Below are 12,333 nucleotides of genomic sequence, written 5' to 3'. Positions count from 1 at the left end.
GCAGGTTTCCTTCCTCGTTATTTCGTCAGCATACGTCCGATGACAAGGCGCTGGATTTCATTTGTTCCCTCATAAATCTGAGTGATCTTCGCATCACGCATATAACGCTCGACCGGATAATCCTTCGTATAGCCATAACCGCCGAACACTTGGACGGCTTCAACCGTGTGCTTCATGGCTGTGTCTCCAGCGAAAAGCTTCGCCATTGCAGATGCTTTTGCATATGGTAGGCCTTCTGATTCAAGATAGGCTGCCTGATACGTAAGTAAGCGAGCTGCTTCCACCTCTGTACCCATATCGGCAATCTTGAAGGAAATCCCTTGCTGCTGGGAGATCGGCTTACCGAACTGTTCACGCTCTTTAGCGTAGGCAACCGATGCATCCAATGCCCCTTGTGCAATTCCGACTGCCTGGGCAGCAATTCCATTACGTCCGCCATCAAGGGTCATCATTGCGATTTTGAATCCTTCTCCTTCTTCACCAAGAAGGTTTTCTTTTGGTACCTTACAATTCTCGAAAATCAATTCCGTTGTCGGTGAGGAACGGATTCCCAGTTTCTTTTCTTTTTTACCGAATGTGAACCCTGGTGTACCTTTCTCGACGATGAAGGCACTGATGCCACGGTGTCCCGCATCTGCGTCCGTTTTAGCAAAGACGACATAAAGGTCACCGACACCACCGTTCGTAATCCACACTTTGCTTCCGTTCAGCACGTAGTGATCACCATCGAGCTTCGCAGTCGTACGCATCGATGCCACGTCACTTCCTGCTCCCGGTTCGGATAATGCATAGGCACCAAGCTTCTCACCAGTTGCAAGCTGCGCTAAGAACGTCTTCTTCTGCTCTTCAGAACCGAATTTGTAAATCGGCCAGCTCGCAAGTGAAATATGAGCAGACAGCGTTACACCTGTCGATGCACATACTCTGGATAGCTCCTCCACTGCAATGACATAGCTGACAAAGTCGGAACCGATTCCGCCGTATTCTTCCGGCCATGGAATTCCTGTAAGTCCGAGTTCAGCCATTTTATCGAAAATCTCACGATCGAAGCGTTCTTCTTCATCTCGCTCTGCCGCTGTTGGTTCTACTTCTTTTTTCGCAAAATCCCTTACCATTTTACGAAGCATTTCTTGTTCTTCTGTCAGTTGAAAGTTCATGACGCATACCCCTTTATCTAGTAATCTCGTTAATCGTTCAATAGTTGTTTGCTGATGACCATGCGCTGGATTTCGCTTGTGCCTTCATAGATTTCACACACTTTGGCATCCCGGAAGAATCGCTCGACCGCATAGTCTTCGGTATAGCCGTAACCCCCGTGGACCTGGACAGCTTCAATTGCAGCTTTCACAGCTGTCTTGGATGCGAATAATTTCGCCATCGAAGCTTCTTTTCCGCACTTGATCCCTGCGCCGCGGAGCGATGCAGCATTGTAAGTCAATAACTTGGACGCTTCCACTTCAGTTGCCATATCCGCAAGCTTGAAAGCAACTCCCTGCAACTGGGAAATCGGTTTCCCGAACTGCTCACGCTCTTTTGCATATGCTACTGCATGTTCAAGGGACGCCTCGGCAATTCCCAGTGACTGGGCTGCAATTCCGATTCGGCCGACATCCAGGTTCGCCATCGCGATTTTAAATCCTTCGCCTTCTTCTCCAAGCAGCTGTGACACAGGTACTTCGCAGTTGTCGAAATTCAATGGAACTGTGCTTGAGCCATGCAGCCCCATCTTCTTTTCTGATTTACCTACGACAAGTCCTGGTGTATCCTTCTCGACGATAAACGCGCTGACACCTCGTGAACTTTTTTCGTCGGGATTGGTTCGTGCGAAAACGATGAACGTATCGGCGTGTCCTCCGTTGGTGATGAACACCTTCGAACCGTTCAGTACATAGTTGTCACCTTTTTTCTCTGCACGTGTTTTCAGGCTGCCTGCATCAGAACCAGCACTTGGTTCCGTCAATGCGAATGCCCCGAGGAATTCGCCTGAAGCAAGCCTCGGAATGTATTTCTGTTTCTGTTCCTCCGTACCAAAATAAAGGATCGGGTTGGTGCCGACGGAAGTATGGACAGATAGGATGACCCCTAACGCAGCACTTACTTTTGAGATTTCATGAATTGCAATGATGTATGAAGTGAAATCCATTTCCGAGCCGCCATAGGCTTCAGGAATCGGGATACCCATCAATCCGAGTTCCCCCATCTTCTGTACGATTTCACTAGGAAAGCGGTCCTCTGCTTCCATACGCTCTACCGCAGGTGCGACCTCCTTCTGAGCGAAGTCGCGGACCATTTTCCGCATCATTTCCTGTTCATCTGTAAAATGTAGATTCATCGGTGCATTCTCCTCTACCAATCAATTTTCATAGTTATAGAAACCGCGTCCTGACTTCTTACCGAGCCAGCCTGCCTTAACGTACTTGCGAAGTAATGGACAAGGACGGTATTTGCTGTCGCCGAATCCTTCATAAAGCACTTCCATGATATACAGGCATGTATCGAGACCTATGAAGTCAGCTAAAGTCAGTGGTCCCATCGGATGGTTCATACCGAGCTTCATGACCGTATCCACGTCTTCCGGCGACGCCACTCCTTCATAGACTGTATAGATCGCTTCGTTGATCATCGGCATCAAAATACGGTTGGAAACGAAGCCCGGGAAGTCATTCACTTCCACAGGTGTTTTTGAAAGTTCCTTCGTCATATCTTCGATGGATTGATAGGTTTCATCACTCGTTTGCAACCCTTTGATGATTTCGACGAGCTTCATCACCGGTACCGGATTCATAAAATGCATCCCGATTACCTGTGAAGGACGGTTGGTCACCGCTGCAATTTCAGTGATCGGCAAGGATGATGTATTGGATGCAAGAATTGCATGCTCAGGCGTTATGTCGTCCAATGCCTGGAACACTTTCGTTTTTACATCCATGTTTTCGACTACAGCTTCAATGACAAGGTCGCAATCGGACGCATCCTTCATCTCCGTCGTGTAAGTAAGGTTGGAAATGGTAGCATTCTTATCGTCTTCTGACATACGCCCTTTTTCTACAGCGCGGTCGAGGCGTTTTTCAATGCCTGCTTTCCCTTTATCCAATGATTCCTGTGCAATATCATTCAACTTCACGGTGAAGCCGGACTGGGCACATACTTGTGCGATTCCTGCCCCCATCTGTCCAGCTCCGATGACCATGACGGTTTTGATTCCCATGAAAAGAACTCCCTTCACTATTTTCACTAGATTGCTAGATTACTGTTTCGGTACTTCAATCAGGACAGCATCTCCCTGACCACCGCCACTGCAGATTGCAGCGATGCCCAATCCGCCGCCACGACGTTTCAGCTCATATGCCAAAGTAAGGATGATTCGTGCGCCACTTGCTCCGATCGGATGTCCGAGCGCTACTGCACCACCATTGACATTCACTTTTTCATGATCCAGACCTGCAATTTTACCGCTTGCCAATGATACGGCAGCAAATGCTTCGTTCACTTCGAAAAGATCGATGTCGTCAATGGATTTGCCTGCTTTTTTAAGTAAAGAATTGATGACAAGGCCAGGTGTTTTCGGGAAGTCTTTCGCTTCGACAGCCACTTCATCATGCGCAAGGATCGTAGCCAACGGTGCAGCACCGACTTCCTTCGCCTTTTCATCAGACATCAACAGCATCGCACACGCTCCGTCATTGACCCCAGGTGCGTTCCCGGCAGTGATTGTCCCATTCGAACCGAAAACAGGACGCAGTTTAGCTAGCGCCTCTTTCGTCGTATCTTTACGTGGTGCTTCATCCGTATCAACTACGACTGGATCACCTTTACGCTGTGGTACTTCAACACCTACGATTTCTTCGCCAAGCTTCCCATCTGCAATCGCTTTTGTCGCCAGCTGATGACTGCGGTATGCCCATTCATCCTGTGCCTCACGACTCAATTCATATTCATCTGCTACGCCATTTCCGTAGTTACCCATGTGGACGCCTTCAAAAGAACATGTCAGTCCGTCATGGACCATCATGTCTTTAACAGCTGCATCTCCCATGCGAAGTCCCCAGCGCGCTTTCGGCATGAAGTATGGCGCGTTACTCATCGATTCCATGCCACCTGCGACGATGATCTCTTCTTCCCCAAGACGGATGAACTGATCCGCCATCGTCACACTACGCATCCCGGAAGCACAAACTTTATTGATCGTTTCTGTTTTGACTTCCCAAGGAATACCCGCTTCGCGTGAAGCCTGACGGGAAGGGATTTGACCTTGCCCACCTTGAAGCACTGTCCCCATAATCACTTCATTGACATCTTCAGGCTTTACGTTCGCACGCTCCAACGCAGCTTTAATCGCTGTTCCTCCTAATTTCGAAGCGGAAAGTGTGCTCAATCCTCCACCAAATTTTCCGAATGGCGTTCTTGCTCCTGATACGATCACTGTTTTTCTCATTTAAATCCTCCTTTATTGTTAGCGCTTTCAAATAAGCGTAAAAAATTAATCCGATTAATCGAGAATGAGCGGATCTGCTGACGATTGAACGCTCGCTCAATTTAACCCCATAAGGAAAGTGTACAAAACTTCCTGTACACTTTCCACAATTTTCACAATATTATGCTGTTTTCTCTTCTTTTTCAATAAAAATCGATTTCGCGAGGATTTCAGCAATATCCATCGTGCTGACGGTTTCCTCCACTTCCTTCGCTTTCGTTCCATCAGACAGCATCGTCAGACAGAAAGGACATCCACTGGAGATCATCGTCGGCTCCACTTCCAATGCCTGCTCTGTACGTGCTACATTGACGCGGTTGCCTGTTTTCTCTTCCATCCACATCATTCCGCCGCCGGCACCACAGCACATACCGTTTTGACGGTTGCGGTGCATTTCGACAAGCTTGACTCCAGGAATCATTTCGAGCACTTCACGTGGCGGCTGGTACACTTCGTTGTAGCGGCCAAGGTAGCAGCTGTCATGATATGTGATTGTTTCATTGACTTCCTGCTGTGGCTTGAGTCTTCCTTCTTTCAACCACTCTGCAAGTAGTTCCGTGTGGTGATAGACTTCTGCTTCGAAACCGAAGTCAGGATATTCATTTTTGAAAATGTTATAAGCGTGAGGGTCGATCGTGATGATTTTTTTCACGTCATTTTTCTCGAATTCTTTAATGTTCTTTTCCGCAAGCTCCTGGAACAGGAATTCGTTACCGAGACGACGTGCTGTGTCACCGGAATTACGCTCTTTGTTCCCTAGGATGGCGAACTTGATGCCGGCTTCATTCATCAGCTTGGCAAACGCAAGTGCGATTTTCTGACTGCGGTTATCATAGGATCCCATCGAGCTCACCCAGAACAGGTACTCGAATTCTTCCTCTTCTTTTTTCAGTTCTTTCACAGTCGGGATATGTGCATCTGGATCAAGGTTACGCCAGTCTTCCCGTTCTTTCTTGGAAAGTCCCCAAGGGTTTCCTTGACGTTCGATGTTCATCATCGCACGCTGTGCATCCTGATCCATTTTACCTTCAGTAAGGACAAGGTAACGACGAAGGTCGATGATCTTATCGACGTGCTCGTTCATTACCGGACACTGGTCCTCACAGTTACGGCAGGTAGTACATGCCCAGATTTCTTCCTCTGTCATGACATCGCCGATCAACTGAGTGTTCTGCACCTCATCCAATGCTGCAGCAGCTTCCTGGCTTCCTTGTGCGCGAGCCATCTGCGCCAACTGGTTTCCTTGCGTATCAGAAAACGCATAAGCCGGAACCCAAGGGCTCTTCCCTGTGACTGCTGCACCTTTGGCAGTAAGATGATCACGAAGTTTGATGATCAAGTCCATCGGTGAAAGCATTTTACCTGAACCAGTAGCAGGACATACATTGGTACAACGTCCACATTCTACACACGCATATAAGTCGATCATTTGAAGCTGGTTGAGGTCTTCTATTTTTCCAACACCGAAGGAAACATCTTCTTCATCGGCTTCTTCATCTACTTCAAAATCAATCTTCTTCAGTTTTCCAGGTGGGTCATTACGGCTCAAATACGTATTAATCGGAGCTGCAATCAAGTGTGCGTGCTTTGATTGAGGCACATACACGAGGAAAGTCAACAGGATCAATAGGTGAATCCACCAGCTGACGAAAAACACTGCAGCTGCCGCAGTTGGGCTCATCCAGCCGAAAGCGCTTGCAATTAATGACGCAACAGGCTCAGTCCAGGCACCTTCATGACCATGCCAGATCATACCCATTCCGTTTCCTAGCAGGACGGAAACCATCAAGGTTCCAATGAAAATAAGTACGAGTCCTGCTTTGAAACCACGTTTCAAACGGACGAGTTTTTCAATATAACGGCGGTAGAACGCCCAGATGACCGCAACGAGAATCATCAGTGTGACAAGCTCCTGGAAGAATGTGAATCCAGGATAAAGCGGTCCTAGCGGCAAGTGTGTATCTGGAGCAAGACCTTTCCAGATGAAATCGATCGCGCCGAATTGGACAAGGATGAATCCGTAAAACATCATGACGTGGATGATGCCCGATTTCTTATCCTTCAACAGTTTTTTCTGACCGAATACGTTGACCATCACCCTTTTCAGGCGTTGTTTGACTTCGCCATCGTATTCGAATTTCTTACCCATTTTGATATAAGCTATCCGTGTTTGAACGACACGCACGAATAAGTATAATCCATAGCCTGTGACAGCAAGGAATAATATCCAGTTCAGTATCAACAGTGCGTCCATTCGTGTCCCCCCTCATTGTTTGTGAATTCTTTCATGATGCTTCTACCTCCCCAAAAAATCAAAGAACCTTGAAAAAATTCTGAATCTTGTACTTCAACTATAAATTATGAATGAACATTCAGTCAACATGTTTTCACCTGTGAATGATACAAAAGCTGACGAATTGGTAAAGCTAATGGTAACTAACTCTGGCTTCATCTCCATTTAAGGAGGAATATGATGGAAATCGTTCTGTTTGTAATCACTTGTCTGTTTATTCTATTCATACTTGCCCTGCTTGATTTCAAATTAGGAAGACTGAATCACCGAAAGACAACCAACTCTCTACGCTTCCCCCGCAAACGAGGATACGCCCAGTTCTACCAGCATGGTTCTGCGCTGTTTGAAGCGATGTTTCAGGATATTCGTGAAGCAGAAAAACAGATTGATACGCTATTCTTCATTGTAAAAAAAGATGAAATCAGCCAGCGATACTTCCAATTATTAGAGGATAAAGCGAAAAGCGGAGTTGTCGTGCGACTGCTGGTCGATCGAGCAGGCGGATTTCGCTTAGGAAAAAAAATCATCCATCAATTAAAAGAAGCAGGTGTATTGTTTCATTTCGTCGAAAAGCCTCGATTTCCTTTTTTTATTTATAAATTGAACCGGCGCAACCACCGGAAAATCACCATCATCGATGGAAAAATCGGGTATGTCGGTGGATTCAATGTGGCGAAGGAATATATCGGCAGAGAATCGCGTTTCGGTAATTGGAGAGATTATCACCTGCGACTTACAGGAAGTATTGTGGCAGATTTAGAAGCCGTCTTCCGTTGTGACTGGTTTACGACGACCAAGCAGCAATTCGGACCGCTTGCAGATGAAAATGCCGGTGGAAAGATGGAGATCAGAGTGATTCCCACGGATGGCTTCGAGCTTGAAGGAGAGTTTTTGAAGATGATTCGTGAAGCGAAAAAGAGTATCAGAATTGGATCCCCATATTTCATTCCATCAAGAGCATTGATGGATGAATTGAAGCTTGCACTGCAGCGAAATGTATCCATCACACTGCTTTGTCCATTAAAATCCGATCACCCCCTCGTAAAGGAAGCGGGAATTCCGTATATGGAAGAACTTTATCGGGCTGGAGGGAATGTACATTGGTTCAGTAATGGGTTTTACCATTCGAAGGTATTTGCTGTCGATGATGCATTCTGCGATATCGGCACTGCAAACTTCGATCGACGGAGCCTGTTCCTTAATAAAGAAGTGAATACGATCATTTTTGATCAAACGTTTGTTCAAGAGGTGACAGCAGCTTTTATGGAGGATGTGAGAGACAGTATTCCATTTGACGACAAGTGGCTGAAAAACCGTTCGCTTCAAACAAAAATAAACGAGCAGATTGCTCGTTTATTCCGTGGGTTGTTGTGATTATTTAAATATCGTTGAGAGCATTGGTCCAATCCAAGTGAATGCTTTGAATCCTAAATAAATACCAACGATTCCGACAACCCCTGCGAACGCTGGTGGTGCCGGGATTGGAAGCTTGAACCCTGCAAACAGGAAACCGACAATGAAGCCGGTGATGAGGGCAAAAATGATTTCTTTCATCGTTTTCCTCCCGTGATGTCATTTATTACAGTATGCGCGGTTTATTCTATATCTATTTGGTTTGCAGCTGTTTAAAGTGCTCGTTCCATGTGGACAACTTCGATAAGGTCACATTGTCCGTCTTCACCTCTTGAGGCTTAACGCCATATCCGATGACATAATCGATGAAATCCATATGGACGAAATCGAAAATATGACCGAACTGCTGGATCAATGGCAGACCAGTGATCTTTGGATCACTTCCGCCCACAATAGTCACGTAGGCTTTCTTCTCAGCAAAAGCTGCTTTCAGATCATACCGTTCATCTCTCATATATTGCGACCATCGATCGATGAACGTCTTCATTATTCCGGACATTCCGAACCAGTAGATCGGTGTAGCAAACACGATGATATCATGGTCAAGGAAATGCTGTAGAAGCTTTTCATAATCATCGTCGACCGGTGCAAAGCCTTCGTGGGTGTGACGCATGTCTTCAATCGGCTTCATATCGTAATCGGCAAGATGAATGTTGGTATAATCCACCCCGTTCATCAGGTGATCGATCATATAATCGGTGTTTCCGTTTTTTCTTGAACTTCCTGAAAGAACCAGAATCTTCATTGTTTACCTCCTTTATCTCTAAAACAAGAAATCCTAATTCCGTTTTCTATATTTAAAATGATGAGCGCATGTAAATGACTCGCTTTCCGTGGGGAAGACGACAAGCCTCCTCGGTCTATCGACCTGTGGGGTCTTGTCTGTCTTTACTTTCCCACCGGAGTCTCCTCATTTCCATGCGCCCATAGCTTGAATAGTATTAACGGAATTGATTTCAATAATAAGAATAGTAAAGAGAGGATGAATGTTCCACATCCTCTCTATTAAATAGTCTTACATTCGTTCTGGTGCGGATACGCCGATTAGTTTGAGGGCGTTGTTCAGGGTTGTGCGGACGGCCTGCATGAGTGCGATGCGGGCTTTTGTCCGTTCTGGTGCTTCTGTATCCAATACTTTTTCAGCGTTGTAGAAGCTGTGCAGGTTGGATGCCAAGTCGAATGCGTATTGGGTAACACGGTGCGGCATACGTTTTTGTGCTGCTTCTGCAACCACTTGAGGGAATTCCCCAAGACGTTTCAGCAGGTCTTCTTCTTTTTCAGAAGCGATCAACGTTGCATCGAACGCTCCATCAAATGCGATACCTTTTTCTTCCGCCTGACGAAGCATGGAACAGATTCGCGCATGTGCGTATTGCACATAATAGACCGGGTTTTCATTGGACTCTGAGCGTGCAAGGTCCATATCGAAGTCCATCTGGGAATCACTGGAACGCATCGAGAAGAAATAACGCATGGCATCAATGCCGACATCTTCCATCAATTCACGCAAGGTGACAGCTTTACCTGTACGTTTGCTCATTTTGACTTTTTCGCCGTCCTGGAAAAGGTTGACCATCTGGATGATCTCCACTTCCAATGTGTCTTTATCATAACCGAGCGCCTGAATCGCTGCTTTCATACGCGGAATATATCCGTGGTGATCCGCACCCCAGATATTGATCAGTTTATCGAAGCCGCGATCAAGCTTATCTTTATGGTACGCAATATCAGGAGTCAGGTACGTGTAAGAACCGTCCTGTTTGATCAGCACGCGGTCTTTGTCATCACCGAATTCTGTCGTCTTGAACCACGTAGCCCCATCCTGTTCGTAGACGAAACCTTTGTCCTTCAACACTTGAACTGCAGGCTCGATTTTACTTCCTTCATAAAGGGATGTTTCAGAGAACCACTCATCGAATGGAACACGGAAGTCTTCCAGGTCATGCTTGATTTTGGCTAGTTCGAACTTCAAACCATATTCACGGAAATAGCTGTGACGTTCCGCTTCAGGTTTCTCCGCCCATTCAGCACCATGCTTTTCAGCAAGTTCATTACCAAGTTCTACGATGTCCTTACCATGATATCCATCTTCAGGCATCTCCCACTCTTTTCCTAACGCCTGCATGTAACGCGCTTCAACGGAAAGGGTCAGATTGTGAATCTGGTTTCCTGCGTCATTAATGTAATATTCACGGGAAACATTGTACCCTGCTTTCCCCATGACGTTTCCTAACGCATCACCGATAGCTGCCCCTCGTGCATGACCTAAATGTAGCGTTCCAGTAGGGTTGGCGGATACGAACTCAATTTGAACCTTTTCCCCATTGCCTACGTTACTTTCTCCGTACGTTTCACCTGCATCAAGAATGGCAGGGATCAAGTCGGTCAAATATTGATTGTTCATCTTGAAGTTGATGAAACCAGGACCTGCAATCTCGATTTCTTCAATGGAAGCCTTCGAGCGATCGAAGTTCGCTACGATATCTTCAGCAATCATACGCGGTGCCTTTTTTGCAATACGTGCAAGCTGCATCGCCATGTTGGTTGCGTAATCACCGTGCGTCTTGTCTTTCGGCTGCTCCAAAATCACTTCTGGCATTTGTTCTTCCGTTGCAAGTTCTGCTTTAAGAACCGCCTCTATGATTTCCTGCTTCAGTTTCTGTTCTGTCTGTTCTACTATATTCATGTTCGGGGTGCCTCCTTCTTGAACGTCAACGTCAGTCGATGGCGCTGCGTCATTTCCTGGTTCAGTGTCAATTGATAACTTATAAACAGTCGACCTTTGTTTCCTTCTGATAAGGATTGGTATTCAATCTGGTCCGTAAACGTGTCCATATGAAAAACACCATATTCATGGTGATAATTGCTTTCAGTCGATAATTTTTTCCGGAAAATCTGATGCATCTGGACCGCTCCCGACCGTTTGATGCTGATTTTTTCCGGTTGGATCGTAACCATCGTCTGGATATCTTCACGATCCTCCTGGTGTTCGGTGAACTTCAGAACTTGAGTATTGCCCCGTTCGTACAAGTTTCCAAACTCCTCCATAACCGTACTTTCTTTGCGTCCTCCGTCCCTGATTTCCGTTACCAGTTTGATCGCTACAGGGATGCGTGCCTCACTCATGCAATCTCTCCTTCAATTAATTGAGCGTGAACGTCCTTCTTAACTTTACTATTATAAAAATTCACAAGTGAAAATACAAGGGACACCGTTCATTCTTTAAAAGAACAAAAAAGAACGCCCATTCATTGGACGTCCTGTTTTATCCATTTATTTGACCCAGCCAAGTAACATTTCCCTTACAAATTTACTGGCAGCAATTGCTGTTTTCTCTGAGTGGTCATAAGCAGGTGCCACTTCGACGAGATCTGCACCAATCACATTAAGTTCGGATGCTGAAATTGCGTGGATCGCTTCAAGAAGTTCCTTCGAAGAGATTCCTCCAGCTTCGGCAGTGCCTGTTCCCGGCGCATAAGCAGGATCAAGCACATCAATGTCGATCGTGACATAGACATTTCGACCAGCTAGCTGTGGAAGCACTTTTTTCAACGGTTCTATTACTTCGAATTTGGAAAGATGCATTCCGCTCTCTTTTGCATATTGGAATTCTTCCCGCATTCCAGAACGGATGCCGAATGAATAGACATTTTCCGGTCCAATCAACTCACACGCCTTCCGAATCGGAGTCGAGTGGGACAACGGCTCCCCTTCATACTCTTCGCGCAAGTCGGTATGGGCATCGATATGAATCAGGGCTATATCTGGGTACTTCCTGTACATCGCCTGGATGATCGGCCAAGACACGAGGTGCTCTCCTCCAAGTCCGAGTGGGAATTTCCCTTTTTCAAGAAGTTCATCAAGATATGCTTCAATCATGTCTAGGCTTCGCTGCGGGTTACCGAACGGCAACGGGATGTCTCCTGCATCTGCATAATTGACTTCTTCCAAGTGCTTGTCGAGATATGGGCTGTATTCCTCAAGTCCGATCGACACTTCCCTGATCCGGTTAGGACCGAATCGTGAACCTGGACGAAAACTGACCGTCCAGTCCATTGGCATACCATAAATGACCGCGTCCGCTTCTTCGATATTCGGTCGGCTCATGATGAACACTTTTCCTGAATAGGCTTCGTCAAATCGCATGGTTCTC

General features: G+C 46.3%; 11 protein-coding genes. 1 reads left to right on the top strand and 10 read right to left on the bottom strand.

Translation table 11 applies throughout. The features are described from left to right. Nucleotides 1–17: 17 nt before the first annotated feature. The 5 genes from ACFQ2J_RS12790 to ACFQ2J_RS12770 form a co-directional block, all read right to left on the bottom strand. A complete protein-coding gene (locus ACFQ2J_RS12790; RefSeq protein WP_386060994.1) occupies nt 18–1,157 on the bottom strand; it encodes an acyl-CoA dehydrogenase in 1,140 nt (379 codons plus the stop codon). Nucleotides 1,158–1,186: 29 nt separating this feature from the next. Continuing rightward, entirely contained in the window at nt 1,187–2,332 is a 1,146-nt protein-coding gene (locus ACFQ2J_RS12785; protein WP_386060991.1) for an acyl-CoA dehydrogenase, read from the bottom strand. A 21-nt stretch (nt 2,333–2,353) separates the two neighbouring features. Further along, nucleotides 2,354–3,208, bottom strand: coding sequence for a 3-hydroxybutyryl-CoA dehydrogenase (locus ACFQ2J_RS12780; protein ID WP_386060988.1), 855 nt, complete (start codon nt 3,206–3,208; stop codon nt 2,354–2,356). A gap of 39 nt (nt 3,209–3,247) precedes the next feature. Next, entirely contained in the window at nt 3,248–4,435 is a 1,188-nt protein-coding gene (locus tag ACFQ2J_RS12775; RefSeq protein ID WP_386060985.1) for an acetyl-CoA C-acetyltransferase, read from the bottom strand. A gap of 160 nt (nt 4,436–4,595) precedes the next feature. After that, nucleotides 4,596–6,728 (bottom strand): heterodisulfide reductase-related iron-sulfur binding cluster, encoded by a 2,133-nt coding sequence (locus ACFQ2J_RS12770; protein ID WP_386060982.1) that lies wholly within the window; start codon nt 6,726–6,728, stop codon nt 4,596–4,598. A gap of 219 nt (nt 6,729–6,947) precedes the next feature. Here ACFQ2J_RS12770 and cls point away from each other — a divergent pair, with 219 nt between their 5' ends. Then, nucleotides 6,948–8,141, top strand: a complete 1,194-nt coding sequence (gene cls / locus ACFQ2J_RS12765; protein WP_386060979.1) for a cardiolipin synthase — start codon at nt 6,948–6,950, stop codon at nt 8,139–8,141. On the opposite strand, the gene ACFQ2J_RS12760 is transcribed toward cls, so the two are convergent. The 5 genes from ACFQ2J_RS12760 to speB form a co-directional block, all read right to left on the bottom strand. Continuing rightward, nucleotides 8,142–8,321 (bottom strand): XapX domain-containing protein, encoded by a 180-nt coding sequence (locus tag ACFQ2J_RS12760; protein WP_386060976.1) that lies wholly within the window; start codon nt 8,319–8,321, stop codon nt 8,142–8,144. A 52-nt stretch (nt 8,322–8,373) separates the two neighbouring features. After that, entirely contained in the window at nt 8,374–8,925 is a 552-nt protein-coding gene (locus ACFQ2J_RS12755) for a flavodoxin family protein (RefSeq protein ID WP_386060973.1), read from the bottom strand. Between the two features lie 270 nt (nt 8,926–9,195). After that, a complete protein-coding gene (gene argS / locus ACFQ2J_RS12750) occupies nt 9,196–10,866 on the bottom strand; it encodes an arginine--tRNA ligase (protein ID WP_386060971.1) in 1,671 nt (556 codons plus the stop codon). Beyond that, on the bottom strand, nt 10,863–11,306 hold the full coding sequence (locus ACFQ2J_RS12745; RefSeq protein ID WP_386060968.1) for a DUF1934 domain-containing protein: 444 nt from the start codon (nt 11,304–11,306) through the stop codon (nt 10,863–10,865). The genes argS and ACFQ2J_RS12745 overlap by 4 nt, the downstream gene beginning before the upstream one ends. 147 nt (nt 11,307–11,453) lie before the next feature. Next, entirely contained in the window at nt 11,454–12,326 is an 873-nt protein-coding gene (gene speB, locus ACFQ2J_RS12740) for an agmatinase (protein ID WP_386060966.1), read from the bottom strand. Nucleotides 12,327–12,333 lie beyond the last annotated feature (7 nt).

The organism is Thalassobacillus hwangdonensis (genome assembly GCF_042675915.1).
Classification (GTDB): domain Bacteria; phylum Bacillota; class Bacilli; order Bacillales; family Halobacillaceae; genus Thalassobacillus_A; species Thalassobacillus_A hwangdonensis.
Note: the sequence above shows the minus strand (reverse complement) of the source record. Positions and strands in the feature narration are given on the sequence as shown.